Genomic DNA, 16,762 nt, shown 5'->3' with positions numbered 1-16,762 from the left:
GGGATTTAACATTACCGATTACTATTCGACTTACTGATTGATGGAGTTTAACCAGCTATCAATCCATGCCTGTCGATTATTTTTTGCTTCTTCAGGGGCAAAAAGAAGCGATCTATCCGGGCGAGGTAAGTCAGCAAATGTTCCCGGAAGATCTTTACCCAGATCTATAATCGGATACATCCAGTTGCCAGTGGGAATTTCACTCTGGAAGCCGGATGTTGCGATGAAATTTAGAAATTCCTGAGCCAATTCAGGCTCTTTTGCGGTTTTGAGTTGAGCAGCAACTTCGACCTGCATGTAGTGACCTTCAGAGAAAATAGCAGCTTTATACTGCTTTTTTTCTTCTGCAATAATGTGATAGGCAGGGGATGTTGTATAACTCAATACCATATCGGCTTCACCATCAAGGAAAAGGCCGTAAGCTTCGCTCCACCCCTTGGTCACGGTGACAATTTTCGGAGAAAGCTTTTCCCAAACATCGGCTGATTTGTCGCCGTATACATTTTGAATCCACATCATCAGACCAAGTCCCGGTGTTGAACTGCGCGGGTCTTGAATGATGATTTTCAAATCTGGATTACCGTTAATGAGACTATCAAGGCTGGACGGTGGATTGGTCAGTTTTTCACTGTCATATACAAAAGCAAAATAACCGTAGTCAAAAGGAATGAACTGTTCGTCTTTCCAATTAACAGGCAAATTTATGTTGGATAAATCGACATTGCTTTTTGCAAAAAGGTCTGTAGCAGAAGCCTCAGCGGTCAAGTTGGTATCAAGGCCCAATACTACGTCTGCTGTACTATCTTTTCCCTCCAGCTTCAGGCGACTGAGAATACCGACAGAAGAATCAAGCGCGACAAATTTCAGGTCGCAATTACAATTGGCTTCAAAAGCTTTTTCCACCTTTGGCCCTGCACCCCAATCAGCTGCGAAGGAGTCATAGGTGTATACGGTCAGCGTTTTTTTGTCTTGTTCTTGAGCTTGCGCGCTCAAGCCAAGGGCGAGTGTTGCTGCTACGGCAGCTATCGTTGTACGCAGGATCATGCGACGCTCCATAAAAGAGTGGGGCGGGCAAGGACCTGAAAAATCTGGAAATAGCCATGTGTTTCTGATTCAAAGACGCATACGTAGCAAGTCGGGAACTTTTAAATCACAAACAGCATCCAGTCTTCAATTCCCTCCGCCGGTATTAACCGGTTCAGGTTCCACGGGTCTATTCCATTACTGAAAATTCTCAGCCCTTAAAGGGCACCCCGTTGAGACCGCTTGTGACCTTAGACTGTTCGGAAGTTAGCGGCAAGTTAATCCATGGCAGATTTGTATACTTCGCAAGAAGAGCCCGGATTTCCTGACTCTTCTTTGTGCTATTTCTTGAGAGATTAACTTTTTTCTTTTGCTAATTTTTCTTTAGGTTCAGGTGAGAACTTCAATAATAGATAGCCCATAATAGCCGACAGGATTGACCCGCTAAGAACACCAATTCGCACCTGACTAGCGATTTCTGGATCATCAAAGGCCAAGCCGCCAATAAACAAACTCATCGTAAAGCCAATACCTGTCAAAAGAGCAAGGGCGTAAATCTGTCGCCAGTTAATACCTTCCGGGAGGCGACAGAGTTTTGATTTAACGGCAACCCAAATGAAGCCAAAAACGCCAATTTGTTTACCAATAAACAAGCCGCCTGCGATACCAAGGGTCAAAGGCGCAAGGACAGTTTCCATAGTTATGCCCAGGAGTGAAACACCAGCATTGGCAAAGGCAAAGACAGGTAAAATCATATAGGCAACCCATGGGTGGAGATTGTGTTCCAGGTTTTTAAGCGGGCTGGCGCTGTCTTTTGTTTTTCCTTGCAAGGGAATGGCAAATCCAAGAGCAACACCCGCAAGTGTGGCATGAACGCCGGATTTCAGGACACAGACCCAAAGCACGATACCAACAAGGATGTAGGGTGTTTTTGCGGTAACGCCGGATCGGTTGAGGATCAGGAGACCGAGTAGAGCAACCGCAGCCAGAGCCAGTGAGATTAATGATAATTCAGCTGTGTAGAAAAGGGCGATGATAATAATCGCACCGAGGTCATCAAAAATGGCAATAGCAGTCAGAAGGACTTTAAGCGCCAAGGGAACTCTATTGCCCAAAAGAGCCATAATGCCAAGGGCAAAGGCAATATCGGTTGCTGTCGGAATTGCCCAACCATTCATGTTTGACCCGACACCCCAGTTAATACCGGAAAAGACCAAGGCTGGAATGAGCATACCGCCGACAGCAGCAATTGCCGGCAAAACAATTTGATCGGCAGAGGAAAGCTGCCCTTCCAGAATCTCTCTTTTTAGTTCCAAGCCAATCAACAGGAAGAAAATGGCCATCATACCATCGTTAATCCAAAGCAGGATGGCCTTGGAAATAGAGAACTCGCCCAGAGCTATGGTGAAAGGGACATCCAATGCATTTGTATAAAGCGATGCCAGTGGGGAATTTGATGCGACCAAAGCCAAAAGGGCCGCGAACATAAGAATAATACCCCCGGATGATTCCAGCTGCAGGAAATTTTTGATCATTCTTGATGGCATTGCAGGGATCTCCAGGTTGCCGATTATATATTTACCCGTGGAATAAATGGGGGCTATTGCCTGATAAGTGTAATCGTTTTATGATCGATTGGTAATAGAAAAAAACTATTAATATCTTTTCAATATGATGAAACCAACTATCAGACAGCTGGAATATTTTAGTGTGGTTGCGGAAACGCTGCATTTTCGCAAGGCAGCGGAACAGCTTCATGTTTCACAGCCGACGTTAAGTGACCAGATAAAAGAGCTGGAATATCGGCTTGGTATCGTTCTTTTGGACCGAACCCGCCATAGTGTTGAATTGACGCCTGTAGGGCGAGAAATTCTTGATCGAACAAAGTTACTGTTGCTCGATCTCAATGACCTCTGTGATCATGCGAAAAAAGCGAAATCAATGTTGGGTGGCACATTACGTTTAGGCGTGGCACCAACTGTTGGCCCCTATTTACTACCTTACGTTTTACCTGATTTACACCGGGCCTATCCTGATTTGAAGCTCTATATTCGAGAAGACAGATCGTTATCTCTAGAGCAGGCCCTTAGGGCTGGATCGCACGATCTTATTTTAACGGCACTACCGCTAGAAGATGAAAGCTTGCGGACTGAAGCGCTTTTCAGTGAGCCGCTCATGGTTGGCCTTCCCAAAGATCACCGTTTGGCCGTGGCTGACAAGGTCGTTCCACAGGATTTAAAGGGCGAAGCGGTACTTTCTTTGGGAGCGGGGCATCGGTTATACGAGCAAGCACAAGAGCTTTGTCGGGAATTTGGGGCTGCTCTCCAGAATGATTATGAAGGCACAAGTCTGGATACACTAAGGCAGATGGTGGGTATGGGAATGGGAATATCGTTTTTCCCCAGTCTCTATGCACGGTCTGAGATCACAAAAGATCAGGAAGTTTGCGCCAGGCCAATTGCGTCGAGATCTGTCAAAAGACAGGTAGGTTTGGCCTGGCGCGGAAATTCTCCTCGCATAAAAGAGTTTCTGCAGTTTAAAGAAGATCTTTTGATATCTTTAAACCAACAGACCTCTAGCGAAGTGATGTTAAGTGGATAACGCTTTTTTAGTTACGGGTATCCATATATCAACTTCGCCTGTTGCGCTGCTTCCGTCAAAACGATCATCATAAAGCTCAAAGTCGGGTGTATCAGCGTACTCATAATCTGAATTGGGGAGCCAATTTCCCCAAATACCTTGATAGACCTTTGAAAATTGATCGCCAATGGGTGACTTGTCGTTAACAGTAAAGGTGAACACAGCATACTCTGCTGCATCGACGGCTAATCCTTCCATGCCAGAAGGGATGGTAGAAAGATTATCAACTTCGAACGAGGCCATGTATGTAAAGCTCTCAGGAGAGCCTTTAAGGCAAAGTCCATAGGCCCGACCATTGTTGCTATGATCGATTTCCGGGTAACGACAGCCAACGGCTTTCCATAGGTCAACGACGCTTTTGTTGTTGTCCTGTCCAAAGTCGTCACTCATGCCAATGACGTTAAAGGCTTCTTTTTTTACAATATTTGGTTCCATGGGTAGGACTCCTGGATCTGGGATTATAGGGTGCCGGAGAGGAAGCTGATATTTATGACCCATAGAACATCCATTGGCCCGATATTGTCCGGGTGGGAAACCAAAACATTTTTTAAAAGCACGTGTGAATGCTTCCTGACTATCAAAGCCGTAATCCAAAGCAAGATGAATTAATGAAGCATTTTGCCCGGATTCAAGAATTTTAGCGGCTTCAGTCAATCGGCGATGCCTAAGATATCCCATTACTGTTTTGCCGGTAGCAGAGCGGAATAAGCGAGCGAAGTAGTAAGGTGACAGGCCTGACCGTTCTGCGATTTCTCCAAGAGTAATCGGATGTCCAAGATTTTGTTCTATAAAGGAAATTGCTTTATTTATCGGCATAATAACTCCTGCTTTACGGAGAATAGACACAGGCTGGATAATGATCTTGATTAAAATTGCTTTTTGTAAAAAAAGATCTCTAATATTTTGTTCTTCTTGTAAAAGGCTCGGATTAAATTCATTTCCCGTTAACCAGTAATTGCTACTTTATTCTTATATTATCAAATTGCTTGCCGAATTTGAATTATAACCACTTGAGGGGAAAGGAATTTATCGGAGCTAAGCTGATTTGATTTTTCAAGACCTCAAGATAACAACGAAATATCCTGTTGTTATTGTTACGTTAGCTCTTCTGGCCAGCATGTTGACCGGAATACTTGCCTATTCAACGACATCGGCAGAACTTCACCGTTCTTCCAGTGAAAACTTAACAGTGATATTGGCTGCGCGTAAAAGTGCCCTTGAAAATTATTTTGAGATAATCTCAGAAGATTTGCGCATACAGTCAAAAAATCCTCTGGTCCTAGAGGCTCTGGATACTTTTTCTTTCAGTTGGCATCGTCAGTCTGAAGACGCAAAAGGCTATTTTCAAAAGCATTATATTACAGAAAATCCTTTCCCAGTTGGCGAGAGAGAATTGCTTGATGTTGCTGATGATGATTCTCTCTATAGTCATTACCATTTAAAGCATCATCCTGTTTTCAGATCTTTGCGGAATGAACGCGGTTATTACGATATCTTCCTTTTCGATGCTGATGGAGACCTCGTTTATACCGTCGTTAAAGAGAATGATTTTGCTACTAACTTTGAAAAAGGTATGTGGCGGGATACGAGCTTGGGGCGTGCTTTTCGTCTTATTAAAAACTCTCACAACAGTGATAACAGAGAAGAACAATTTTTCTTTGATTTTGAGTTTTATGAACCCAGCCAAGATAAACCAGCCAGCTTTGTTGCAAGTGCTTTGTATGGAGCCAAAGGTGAATTTAAGGGTGTTTTGGCTTTCCAATTACCGATTGACCGTCTGAATTTTGCTATGCAGGACACGGCTGGCATGGGGAAGACAGGTGAAACAATTATTGTTGGCAGGGATCTTCTTCGTCGAAGCGATTCTCGTTTTTCGGATGAAAATTTAATTTTGAAGCAAAAAATTGAGACGGAAGTCGCGCGCTTGGCTTTAGAGGGGAAGAGAGGCGTAAAGAGTTATAAGAACGCTGCTGGAGAAGGTGTTGTTGCAGCATTTGACTTTATCGAATTCCAAAGCGTCCGTTGGGCGTTGATTGCCGAAATTGAACAAAGTGAAATTTTGGTTCCAATTCAGCGTATGAAGCAGGCAATGGTTATCGGCTTTGTTTTTATCGCCATAATCGTAACAATAGTTGGCTTCAAGGTTTCGAGAAATTTAGCCAGCCCTCTTGTGAAAATGACAGAGGCGATGTCTCGTTTAACCGAAGGTGATCTCGATTCGGAAGTTTTGTTTTCTGGCCGCAAAGACGAAATTGGGAGAATGGAAAAGGCATGGCTTGTTTTTCGGCAGACAGCGATTGAGCGCGCAAAGTCGGATCAACAGTTGATCGAACAGACCATGCTATTGCAGGTGGTTTTGGAAAACATTGCGCACGGGATTGCGCTTTTTGATCAAAATGGGCAGCTTTTGGTTTGGAATAAACAATATATGGAAAAGACAAATCTGGATGGAAGTCTAATAGTAAAAGGCACAAAATTCATTGATTTGGCTGAACACTTCGCAAAAAAAGGTGCTTATGGCCAAGGTGATCCCAAAGCACTGGCTCAAGCCCGACTGGATTTTTTTCGAAGTAGTGCGGAAACTCGAAGTGAGATTACTTTTAACGAAGGGGAAATCTGTGAAGCTTTTTCAAAACAAACACCGGATGGTGGGTTTGTCATTGTTTATATCGATGTGACACAGGATAGATTGCAGCAGCAGGAGATTTTACGACAGAGAGATGACCTGCATTTGCTCAATCAACAGAAGAACAAATTTTTCTCTATCATTGCCCATGATTTGCGTAATCCTTTTAATGCCTTACTTGGCTATTCCGATTATTTCAAAATGAATGCGTCAAAGATGTCTGGTGAGCAGGTATTGGAATATGCGGATACGATTCATCAAGCTGCGCAGCAAGCCTATGATTTGCTCGAGAACCTTTTGGAATGGTCACGAGTACAAATGAACCAGATAGAGTATGATCCACAGACTTTTGAATTCACAGATATGACAACGCAAGTTCTCAAAGAGCTTGCAACCCTTATTGATGAAAAAGACCTGAAGGTAAAAATTGAATCTGAGCCTCATATGCTAATTGGTGACCGCAATATGACAGGCACAGTTTTACGGAACCTTATTGGTAATGCCATCAAGTTCAGTAATCCGGGTGGTAAAATTGAACTGACCAGTGAGAAGGCCGAAGGCTTTTTGGATATTTATATAAGAGACAATGGTGTCGGGATAAAAGAGGATATTCTTGCAAAACTCTTTAAGGAAGAAGCTCATCAGTCAACAAGAGGAACTGCCGGCGAAAAAGGTACTGGTCTGGGACTTTTGATTTGCCGGGATTTTGTTGAAAAGCAAGGTGGGGCGATTCAAGTTAAAAGTAATGATGGGGAAGGCACAGAAATTAAAGTCGCTCTACCGCGGGCAATTCCAGAAGATGAAGTAACATTGCACTAAGAGTGCATGATTTAAGAATTCATAATTTTCTGCGTTTAAAAATGAAATACTTTTATCCTCAAGTGAAGGGTGTAATAAGGACGTTATAAAGTCTGTTTCTCCTTTACGTCTTCAGGATGTCGCTATGACAAGATCGCTTATTATCCTTGATCAAATGCCGAGTGCTTATGAGTTTTATGGTGAGTACTGGAATCAGAAACCATTTCTGGTTCGCAACGCAATTCCAAGAGATACTTTGGATCTTTTGATCAAACCTGATGAACTGGCCGGATTATCAATGGAAGAGACGGCGAGATCCCGAATGGTCAAGACGGCGGGTGAAGAAAGAAACTGGACCTGTGCTTTCGGGCCTTTTGATGAACAAACTTTCGATACGGCTGGTGACAAGGAATGGAGCCTTCTGATTCAGAATGTTGAACAGTTCCATCCGGATACTGCTAATCTGTTACCTATCTTCAACTTTGCACCGCGTTGGTTGATGGATGATGTCATGGTCAGTTTTTCTGCTGTGGGTGGATCTGTTGGGCCGCACATTGACAGTTATCATGTCTTTTTGGTGCAGGGCGAAGGAAAACGGCGCTGGACAATCGGACGCGAAGCCATTGAGGAAGAAGTTTATATCGAAGGCATTGACCTCAAGGTTCTCGAATGTGGTTTTGAAGGTGATGAAGTCGAGGTCACAAGTGGCGATGTTCTTTATGTTCCCCCACGCTTTGGTCATGAAGGTACAACGCTTGAGCCTGCATTGACGTACTCTGTCGGTTTCCTTGGTCCAAAAATATCAGAGCTTTTCAGTGGTTATGCCCAGTACATTTCCGAATTTGAAGAGCTGGATCAACGTTACGTTGGTCAAAATCTGTCGGAAATTTCCTCTGATTTTAATCTGGGTGAAAAGGCTGTTGCTGATATCAAAAACTGTTTCGAACAGCAGTTGTCCTCTGCAAACTTTACGCAGTGGCTTGTCGAATTCTTCACAGAATCCTCACATGAAGATTTTGGCATCTACAGTGAGCGTGAAGAAATGCTTTACGATGATGAATTCGAAAATGAATTACAGGAAGGTGCGAGCCTGATTAAGCCGGAATACGTGAAGTTTGCGATTACAGCATCACCAACCGGAGGGTTCTGTCTTGGTTTTGACAGCCAGAGTTTCACATTGGATGAACGCATGTTCCCGCTTGTTCAACTCTTTATGAAAGAAGAGATTGTGAATTCGACAAGTTACCCGGATCTCTTTTCAGAGCCTGCCTATCTGGAGTTTCTTTTAGAGCTATATAACCATCAAGCCCTTGAATTTTTGGATTAAACTTCTTTTTTGTCTTCCAACTCTTCTTCCGGTGACCATTTGAAGGCTTGAACTCGGCCAACGTTTTTAAGCTTTAATCCTCTTAGCCCATCTTCATCTGACAAGCTGGTACAGTTTTTCTGTAGGGCAAAGGGGAGCAGGTTTTCAAAACGGTTTGTCATGAAAACCGTCCCTGGATCGGCACGGGCTTCAAGTCGGGCCGCCAGATTGACAATCTCGCTCAAAAGGCTAAATCCGGGATAGGCTGAAGGAAGCGAGAGCAAGGTAACAGGACCGTAAGACAGGCCGATGCGTGCGCCTTGGGTTTCAATGACACGATCAATCGAGTCTTGCCAAATCTTGGCGGTCTCCTTGGCCAGTTTGTGAATTTTTGCTGCGACACTGAGTACATTGGCGGCATCAACTTTTTCATGGACGCCCCAAACCGCCAGTAATCCATCACCCTGTACGCGATCTACCAAGGCACCACTTTCGATCAGGATGTCCCGGGCACCATCACAAAAGGCACTTAACATTCTATGGGCGAGGGAAATATTACTCGTTTCACGCACAAAGGCACTGTAGGAACAGAAATCCATTGCCATAACACAACAATTTTCTATGGGGCGATCCAACTTTTCATCAAAGTTTTCCCATCCCTTGAGTGAGCCAAAATGGAACTCGTACAGTTCCTTATCAACGGACATTCTATTTCCCTAACCGACGTTACCTGTAACCACGTTCTTTGCGCGGTAATTATGCGCGCCATAATAGAGGGAAAGAAGCCCGAAGAAACAAGGGAAAAGCCTGTGGTCACAAAATTCTGATGAGAAAGTAAAGGGCAAGACCTCAAACTTGTCCTTTACTTAAATCACACAATTCAGAATTTAACCGCCATAAAGTGCTGAGCAGTCCTTTTCAATCATTGCCATTGCGGCACGGAAAGGGCCGGGGCCGTGGCTGATGCGGGCAACACCAAGGTCGGCCAGTTCACTGATGGATGGACAGCCTTGCATCATCATAATGTTTACGGGTAAGAGGCATTTTTCGCAGAGTTCCTTGATCAGATCCGCATCTGTCAAGGCAGGGACAAAAAAGCCGTCTGCGCCAGAATCGGCATAGGCTTGGCCGCGGGCGATAACCTTTTCCAACAGTTTCTTTTTATCATCTGAAGCGGTTGCCTTCAGAAAGATATCTGTCCGTGCATTAATGAAAATTGATACATCCAGAGCATCTGATGCCTTTTTGGCTGCGGCAATCCGTGCCGCCTGATCTTCGATGCTATAGAGCCCTTGGCCATCAATGATCTGGTCTTCAAAGTTAATGCCGATCGCACCGTTTTGCCCTGCAAGTGTCACAGATTGAGCAACCTCTTCAGGTGTTGTGCCGTAACCTGATTCAAGATCCAGAGAAACAGGCACGTCAACGCTATTGCAAATGCGGTTGATGTTTTCCATGGCAAGATCACGCGGGAGTTTTTCGCCATCGGGAAAGCCAAAGGCCTCTGCAACTGACCAGCTACCTGTTGCAATGGCTGGAGCACCCGCGCCAGCTGCGACTTTGGCTGTTCCCGGATCCCAGATATTATAGAGAACCAGCGGATCGCCTTTTTTGTGTAGATTGTGAAAGGTTGAGGCTTTTTCTTGAAGCGAAGGCATGGAAAGGACTCCTGTGAAAACATGATATTGAAAACATAGAGATCGTTGTGTTTCTTCCCAAGCTATAGCTTTCTCTTTTTACAAAAGCTGGACAGAATCGGACCTGATCATATTTTCATGTCTTTGTTTTAAACCTAGATACCCCGATGGATAAGGGGCTGTTTTTTGAGTTGAATTAAAAAGGGCTCTTTTTTGCCCCGATAACTTTATTTGGTTTTTTACGTCTGGCAATGCGCAATAGCTTTTGGAACTTGGGGCATTCCATGTGGGATGGCGCAGGGCAATCAGCCACATGGCGCAGGGCTTTGCTGAGAACAGTAAGGTCATGGATTTGTTTATCCAGATCATCGGCACGAGCCTTCAAATCATCTCGGGGCAGGTTTGGTTGTCCGTCCTCGCTAAACATTCCGGTGATTTCATCCAGCGAAAAGCCTGCAGATTTTCCCAGCACGATCAAGGACAACTGCATTAAAGTCTGCGGGGAAAACTGTCGCCGAAGTCCGTGTCTGCCGATGGATTTAATCAGGCCTATTTCCTCGTAATATCTCAGGGTCGAAGGGCGTAACCCGGTTTGATCAACCACTTCTGAAATATCTAAAACGCGCATGTTTTTCTCTGTTGATTGAGAGGCAAATTCTGGCGCGAACTTTCAAGTCGATTACCAGATAATTTCCCAGATCATTTAGTGCTATATTTTCTAGCTTGACCTCAAGTTAACTTGAATTTGTATCATGCCCAAAATACACAATTCATACAAGAGGAAAAGCCAATGACACAGTCGCTGGTAAGCAAAGAAAGTCCGGTTTGGCAGGATGGCAGAGCCATTGCCCTGATGATGGCGGCCACCCTTATGGTCATGGCAAACGCAACCATCAGTCCGGCCTTGGCTGAGTTAGAACGCGTTTTTATGGGGCAGCCCAACGCAGAACTTTTGATCAGACTGTTGGTTCCAGCGCCTTCGCTAACAGTTGTTATCTTTGCGCCGCTTGCCGGGTACTTTGTGGACCGTTATGGCAGACGGGCAATGCTACTATCCGGTGTTGTGCTGTTTGTCATTACCGGTAGTGCAGGCTTTTATCTGCCCGATCTTGAAATGATCTTTGCCAGCCGATTGGCCCTGGGCATTGCGGTGGCGATGATTATGACGTCACAGACCGCCTTGATCGGTGATTATTTTACAGGCGAAAAACGCAGTGCTTTGACGGGGCTACAGATTTCTGCCCGAAACTTTGGGGGCTTTGTCTTTTTAACGCTCGCGGGTTGGTTTGCGGTTAGCTCTCCGCGTCTGCCCTTTGTTATCTACGGTTTGGCTGTATTTTATCTTCCCTTTATGTGGCTGGTTATCCAAGAGACATCTGGCGTGCCCGTTGAAAAAAACACCAAAGATCCTGTAAAAAATAGAGCGCCTGAATCCTCTGCAAAACCTGAAGCCACGGAGGCTGATGGTCATCAATCATGGAAGGGGTGGATCGCCGCCTTGGCAGTGTTGCAGCTAATGACCAATATGATCTTTTTCCTGATGCCAACGCAACTGCCCTTTTTCCTCGATAGCATGGGATATGACAGTGCCGTTATGACGGGGGCGGCACTTGGAGCTTTGTCTCTGTCTGGAGGTTGTGCCGCGCTGTTCTATAGCCGGATCAAGCGAATGCTAAACTACGCCGGAACCTACGCGCTGGGTTATGGTTTTATGGCACTGGGTTTTGCCATTCTTCCCCTTGGCACTGATGCCATGGCGATCTTTATCGGGTCTGTGGCAGTGGGCATTGGCTTTGCGCTTGCCGTTCCAAACTTTGTGGGGATCGCTCTGCAGATTGCCCCCTCAAGCCGCCGTGGTATGGCAGGCGGTATTCTGACAACCGCCGTTTTCCTTGGTCAGTTCTGTTCCCCTTTCCTGAGCATCCCGTCGATTACCTCCTTTGGCTATACCATAACCTATCAAGGGACAGCCCTGTTGCTGGGAATAATCGCACTTATAGCTGCCGTAAAACGAGGGGTGGAGATCTTGAATTTTGGGGCAAAGCAGATTTGATTTTTGAGATTTTTGTCAGACAAAAACAGAAAGACCAAGTAAGGCCAAGCCTGTTGTGGCAAGCTTCCATGCGAGCGTTCGATAGAGAACGACACCAAAGGCATAGAGAGGGAGAAAGACGATACGGCCTACGAGGTAAAGGGCTGCTCCCCATTGGCTGATCAGATCAAAGCCTTGTATATGATTTAATATGAAAACCAACGCGATAAAGATTGGAAAGGTTTCCTGAAAGTTTATCTGCGCACGCTTTAATCGACCAGCTATTCCCTCTGGTTTTAAATTCTCATCCCGCGCCCCGATTGTATATGCGTGCCCTACCTGTGCTTTAAAGGCAAAAGAAGCACTTGCAAGGTGTATCAACGCCAACAAACAGGCAGATAAGAGAATATAGAATTCAAAAGGCATGGTGTGGTCCAGGGAAATTAATTGCAGGAAAGATTTGATCAACCTAGGGTGATACTTGGTATTTTATTCAATTAATAAGTGTTGGTCATGGCAAAAGGTGTGTTTGTCCACCGGGCAGATTCAAAATACAACGATTTTCCGGAAGAACAATACCAGTTTCCGAAACGTTATTTGAAGCGTGCAAAGTGCTTTGAAAATGATTGGGTCCTTTATTACGAACCTCGTGGCGGTGGAGGCAGGCTCGGGTACAACGCGATAGCCAAAGTTGAGACGATTGAGCCGGATGCTTCTAACGAAGGTATGTATATTGCCCGTATTATGCCGGGAACCTTTTTGTCTTTTGAAGAATTTGTCTCCTTTCGAAAAGACAACGGTTTTATGGAATCAGATCTCAGAAAAGAGGATGGCTCTTTAAATGTGGGTTTGATCCAGTGGGCGATACGACCTATTTCCGATGCTGATTTTAATCAGATTGTTTTGCAAGGGTTTCCCGAAGAAACAGATATGTTGCCACGGGCTGATGATGTGGGGCGAAACAAAGATTTACCTGCATGGGACGGTTTATCGGAAGACGCATCAGGCTTTACCCACGAAAGTGAACGTCTTCGAGTTGAACAAACCATCTCACGTATCCCGCGGGATCGTGTGTTTCGAAAACACGTTCTTGATGCCTATGACAGACGCTGTGCTATTACTGGATTACAGCTTATCAACGGTGGCGGTAGAGCAGAAGTAGAGGCAGCCCATATTAAACCTGTGGCCCAACATGGTCCTGATACGGTCAGAAATGGGATAGCATTGTCTGGTACAGTGCATTGGATGTTTGATCGTGGCCTGATTTCATTAAGCGATGATCTGGATATTTTGATCTCACGACAAGTAAATGACCCAACCCAAATTAAACGACTGGTGAATTCCAGCGGGAGAGCGTATGCACCCGAAAACCCCTCATTACGCCCGCATCCAAAGTTTTTAGGATGGCATCGAGACAATTGTTTTAAATCCTAGACTGCTTTTTGTAGCAATTTTAAGAAAAACCATAACAACTGGGCCTAGGTTACCAAGTCATTTACTAATGATGGGGAAGATAAACCATGTACAATCAAGCTTCCTTTTGAATCTTGAACAAGTTTTACAAAATTTCTGGGATACACATCCCAAACCTCATGTGGGTCTTCGAAGTCATAGTAGTCAGATAGAACTATGACTATAATGGTGTTGATCATATAAACTCTGCAGGGTCTGCGAACCTCAACTCCTTCATCCAGCAAGTGAACATAAGCTTCTTTGATTATTGTCGCTGTATCTCTTGTCTTGTTTAATAATAAGTAGAGGTAGAAATACTGTATGAAAGGGGATTGTATTAATTAACAGAGATGGCGCACCCGACAGGATTCGAACCTGTGACCTTCGCCTTCGGAGGGCGACACTCTATCCAGCTGAGCTACGGGTGCTTAAGCAGAGGGCCAATAGGGCGGACATTACTGCAAGCTATGGACGAGGTAAAGGGGCAAAATGGCGGTTACCTTTGTTGGGGCGATAAATTTAACTGGCTTATAAAATTATCTCTGGATGCGCCGCTTTTGTTTGTTTTTAACTTGGTAAGCTCAATATGTCTCTGGATATATACGGTAAGAACGTTGATGGTCTCTATAGAGATCACGGATTACCGACAAGTCGCGTATATTTTAAGCAGGATTTTTCTTGCGGCTGATTGTTTTTGCTCTTTCGTGTTGATGTCTGTTTCTTTAGACATATCCTGTTGAATCATAAAGGTCCCGTAAACGCGACACCTTTGACAGCCTTTTTCATAATCCTGCCAAAGGAACAGCCGTAGTCCTTTTCGGACTTGGTATTGTGATGATCATTTCGAAATCAGTTTGCTTCCAGCTTGGCGATAGCAGCCGGTTGTTTCAGATCTTCAATCATCTTGTCGATTTTGGCTTTTACAGCCTTGAATTTTTTCAGGTCTGTCTTCTTGAGCTTCTCGCCTGCGGGTAGTTTGACGCTCAACGGATTAACCTGACGACCATTGAAGAGCACTTCGTAGTGGAGGTGTGGACCAGTAGATCGCCCTGTTGTGCCAACATAGCCGATTACCTGCCCCTGACGCACGCGCTTGGATTTACGAATCCCTTTCGCGAATCCCTTCATATGAGCGTAAGCTGTTTCATAACCACTGTGGTGACGAATCCTTACATAATTACCAAAACTGCTGAAGCGGTTCGCCCGTAGAATCACACCGTCACCAGCTGCATAAATTGGTGTCCCGCGCGGTGCTGCAAAATCAACGCCTTTGTGCATCTTGGTATAGCCAAGAACCGGATGTTTGCGTTTGCCAAAACGGCTGGAAAGACGTGCGCCATCAACAGGTGTTCTCATCAATGCTTTTTTTGCAGACTGTCCCTTTTCATTAAAGTAGTCGGTAAAACCGCTGGACGGTGTGAAGCGGTATAACTGTAGATCGTCACCAGAGAGATTCAGTTTACCGTAAAGCATGTCACCTGTGCGCGCGAGATTACCATCTTCATCGTAATAGGCTTCGTAAACGACTTCAAAGCTGTCACCTTTTTGAATCTCGCGCTGGAAATCAACATCAAAGCTATAGGCCCTGATCATCTTGATCATAATATCGTTGGGCACATCAACGTTCGTTGCGGCAAGATAGAGGCTACTTGTAATTTCATTTGCGCTACGCGTCATTTTCATGGTCAGCGGGCGCTGGATTTCTTCCGCGATATACTTGGTGTTTTCGCCTTCCGTGGTGCTTACCTTAACAATGCGTTCAACACTGGGCTGAAACTGCATGGCTCTTAGAGGGCCAACATCGCGTTCTTTTTTCTGTGGGACGATCTTCTCGGCGTTCGGATCTGACGGAGGTGCAAAGGTAAGGGCAATGTCCAGTCCGGGTTTGATCTTTCGTGGTGAATAGACATCAGTCAGAGCTTTAATCACACCGTGGGCTTCTGATCTGGTTACGCCTGCGGAAACAAGCAAGCTCATAAGAGTGTCACCGTGAGAGACGGTCACCATTTTTTCGATATCACCAGGTTCAAGAATATCAGCGGCCGTTTCCGTAGGAACAGCCCCGACGGCTATATATTCGCTGGTCAGCAGGTCGGTCTTAAGCGTCGCGACAACTTCTGGTGATGCAATGGTAATTTCCTGTGTACTGGCATTGGCGACGATGGATGAATCTTCGCTTTCGCTAACAGAGGCCGTTTTTACCTCGTTTGTGATCTGTTCTTCTATAGGGGTGCTACTGGAAAGCCAGAAATAGATTCCGCCAAGGGCGAGAATCGACAGACTGCCTCCGAGTGCTGCATTAACCATAAAAACAGGTGTGTGGAATCTGTTCTTCACACGTAGTGCTCCGGAATCCGTGACGACATACGGCCGTATTCGATGTTGTTGTTATATAGAATTTCAATACTCTGCTTGGACAAGGTGATGTATTTATGGATTCCTGTCAATGCTTACTCGATTCTGTTTTTCAAAAAAATCCCCTTTTTCTGCGGGGTTTGCGGCATACCTGTCGCAAACAAGAGGCAAGATGATGGAAAAAAGTAAATAAAATTTAAAAAGGTCTTTGACAGTATGTTGGTGTAGGCCTATAAGGTCGCTCACCGACGGGGCAGGTGCTTTGGCGGTACATCGGAAAGGTGGAGTAAAAACAGACAGTTAGCGGAAGTTTTACAGAAGCTGGCTTGAGGATTTGGATAGGATTTGTTCCTTGAAAAAGTTTTTACAAAAATGTTTCAGATGTTCCTTGACGGTAGGGAAAAAGACTATATATATCGTCTAGCTTTTCGGGGCCGGGTTTTTTTGGTTCTGGTTTAGTGAATAGTTGTTTGACATTGTTGATATGAATTGGAAGGGATGCGTGGACGGCGGTTTGTTGTTTATGGCGATGAGCTAGCTAGTTTCATGTATCTTATTCGAAATAAGTTACACAAAACCTAGTCAGTAATAGAATTTGAGTTCTGTTTTAAGACAGAAGTCAGGTCAACTTGAGAGTTTGATCCTGGCTCAGAACGAACGCTGGCGGCAGGCTTAACACATGCAAGTCGAACGAGAAGGTTCTTTCGGGAACTGGACAGTGGCGCACGGGTGAGTAACGCGTGGGAATCTACCATGGAGTGGGGGATAACAGTTGGAAACGACTGCTAATACCGCATACGCCCTGAGGGGGAAAGATTTATTGCTCTATGATGAGCCCGCGTTAGATTAGGTAGTTGGTGGGGTAATGGCCTACCAAGCCTACGATCTATAGC

13 protein-coding genes, 1 tRNA gene, 1 rRNA gene and 1 riboswitch are annotated in these 16,762 nt (G+C 45.0%); of the genes, 6 read left to right on the top strand and 9 right to left on the bottom strand.

Features of this window, described 5'->3' with window-relative positions; genetic code table 11:
• Nucleotides 1-30: 30 nt before the first annotated feature.
• The gene (thiB, locus tag D9A03_RS00805; RefSeq protein WP_120495343.1) at nt 31-1,044 is read right to left on the bottom strand and encodes a thiamine ABC transporter substrate binding subunit; all 1,014 of its coding nucleotides are present in this window, start codon (nt 1,042-1,044) and stop codon (nt 31-33) included.
• Nucleotides 1,045-1,157: 113 nt separating this feature from the next.
• A riboswitch (TPP riboswitch) is annotated at nt 1,158-1,266 on the bottom strand.
• A 113-nt stretch (nt 1,267-1,379) separates the two neighbouring features.
• Nucleotides 1,380-2,570: a Na+/H+ antiporter NhaA gene (gene nhaA / locus D9A03_RS00800; protein ID WP_120495342.1), complete on the bottom strand. Its 1,191-nt coding sequence runs from the start codon at nt 2,568-2,570 to the stop codon at nt 1,380-1,382.
• A gap of 124 nt (nt 2,571-2,694) precedes the next feature.
• Between nhaA and D9A03_RS00795 the strand changes: the two genes are divergently transcribed.
• Complete coding sequence (locus D9A03_RS00795; protein WP_120495341.1) at nt 2,695-3,624, top strand: hydrogen peroxide-inducible genes activator; 930 nt, start codon at nt 2,695-2,697, stop codon at nt 3,622-3,624.
• Here D9A03_RS00795 and D9A03_RS00790 read toward each other — a convergent pair.
• On the bottom strand, nt 3,613-4,479 hold the full coding sequence (locus tag D9A03_RS00790; RefSeq protein WP_120495340.1) for an AraC family transcriptional regulator: 867 nt from the start codon (nt 4,477-4,479) through the stop codon (nt 3,613-3,615). The two genes, D9A03_RS00795 and D9A03_RS00790, sit on opposite strands and share 12 nt — an antisense overlap.
• A 229-nt stretch (nt 4,480-4,708) precedes the next feature.
• Here D9A03_RS00790 and D9A03_RS00785 point away from each other — a divergent pair, with 229 nt between their 5' ends.
• A complete protein-coding gene (locus D9A03_RS00785) occupies nt 4,709-7,108 on the top strand; it encodes a PAS-domain containing protein (protein WP_120495339.1) in 2,400 nt (799 codons plus the stop codon).
• A 124-nt stretch (nt 7,109-7,232) separates the two neighbouring features.
• Nucleotides 7,233-8,414, top strand: coding sequence for a cupin domain-containing protein (locus D9A03_RS00780; RefSeq protein ID WP_120495338.1), 1,182 nt, complete (start codon nt 7,233-7,235; stop codon nt 8,412-8,414).
• Here D9A03_RS00780 and D9A03_RS00775 read toward each other — a convergent pair.
• The 3 genes from D9A03_RS00775 to D9A03_RS00765 form a co-directional block, all read right to left on the bottom strand.
• Nucleotides 8,411-9,100, bottom strand: a complete 690-nt coding sequence (locus D9A03_RS00775; RefSeq protein ID WP_120495337.1) for an adenylate/guanylate cyclase domain-containing protein — start codon at nt 9,098-9,100, stop codon at nt 8,411-8,413. The two genes, D9A03_RS00780 and D9A03_RS00775, sit on opposite strands and share 4 nt — an antisense overlap.
• A gap of 180 nt (nt 9,101-9,280) precedes the next feature.
• Nucleotides 9,281-10,051, bottom strand: coding sequence for an isocitrate lyase/phosphoenolpyruvate mutase family protein (locus tag D9A03_RS00770; protein ID WP_120495336.1), 771 nt, complete (start codon nt 10,049-10,051; stop codon nt 9,281-9,283).
• Between the two features lie 175 nt (nt 10,052-10,226).
• Nucleotides 10,227-10,658: a helix-turn-helix domain-containing protein gene (locus D9A03_RS00765; protein WP_120495335.1), complete on the bottom strand. Its 432-nt coding sequence runs from the start codon at nt 10,656-10,658 to the stop codon at nt 10,227-10,229.
• A gap of 162 nt (nt 10,659-10,820) precedes the next feature.
• Between D9A03_RS00765 and D9A03_RS00760 the strand changes: the two genes are divergently transcribed.
• On the top strand, nt 10,821-12,083 hold the full coding sequence (locus D9A03_RS00760; RefSeq protein ID WP_120495334.1) for an MFS transporter: 1,263 nt from the start codon (nt 10,821-10,823) through the stop codon (nt 12,081-12,083).
• Nucleotides 12,084-12,098: 15 nt separating this feature from the next.
• Here D9A03_RS00760 and D9A03_RS00755 read toward each other — a convergent pair whose 3' ends face one another.
• A complete protein-coding gene (locus D9A03_RS00755) occupies nt 12,099-12,488 on the bottom strand; it encodes an MAPEG family protein (RefSeq protein WP_120495333.1) in 390 nt (129 codons plus the stop codon).
• An 87-nt stretch (nt 12,489-12,575) separates the two neighbouring features.
• Between D9A03_RS00755 and D9A03_RS00750 the strand changes: the two genes are divergently transcribed.
• A complete protein-coding gene (locus D9A03_RS00750) occupies nt 12,576-13,496 on the top strand; it encodes an HNH endonuclease (protein WP_120495332.1) in 921 nt (306 codons plus the stop codon).
• A gap of 369 nt (nt 13,497-13,865) precedes the next feature.
• On the opposite strand, the gene D9A03_RS00745 is transcribed toward D9A03_RS00750, so the two are convergent.
• Both D9A03_RS00745 and D9A03_RS00740 read right to left on the bottom strand, forming a co-directional pair.
• Nucleotides 13,866-13,942, bottom strand: a tRNA-Arg gene (locus D9A03_RS00745).
• Between the two features lie 421 nt (nt 13,943-14,363).
• Nucleotides 14,364-15,851 carry a M23 family metallopeptidase gene (locus D9A03_RS00740; protein ID WP_254054944.1) on the bottom strand — a complete coding sequence of 496 codons (1,488 nt, stop codon included), beginning with the start codon at nt 15,849-15,851 and terminating at the stop codon, nt 14,364-14,366.
• A 643-nt stretch (nt 15,852-16,494) separates the two neighbouring features.
• On the opposite strand from D9A03_RS00740, the gene D9A03_RS00735 reads away from it, so the two are divergent.
• Nucleotides 16,495-16,762 (top strand): 16S ribosomal RNA (locus tag D9A03_RS00735); the annotation flags it as partial.

It is taken from the genome of Kiloniella sp. EL199 (genome assembly GCF_900313065.1).
In the GTDB taxonomy this organism is placed as follows: Bacteria; Pseudomonadota; Alphaproteobacteria; order Kiloniellales; family Kiloniellaceae; genus Kiloniella.
Note: the sequence above shows the minus strand (reverse complement) of the source record. Positions and strands in the feature narration are given on the sequence as shown.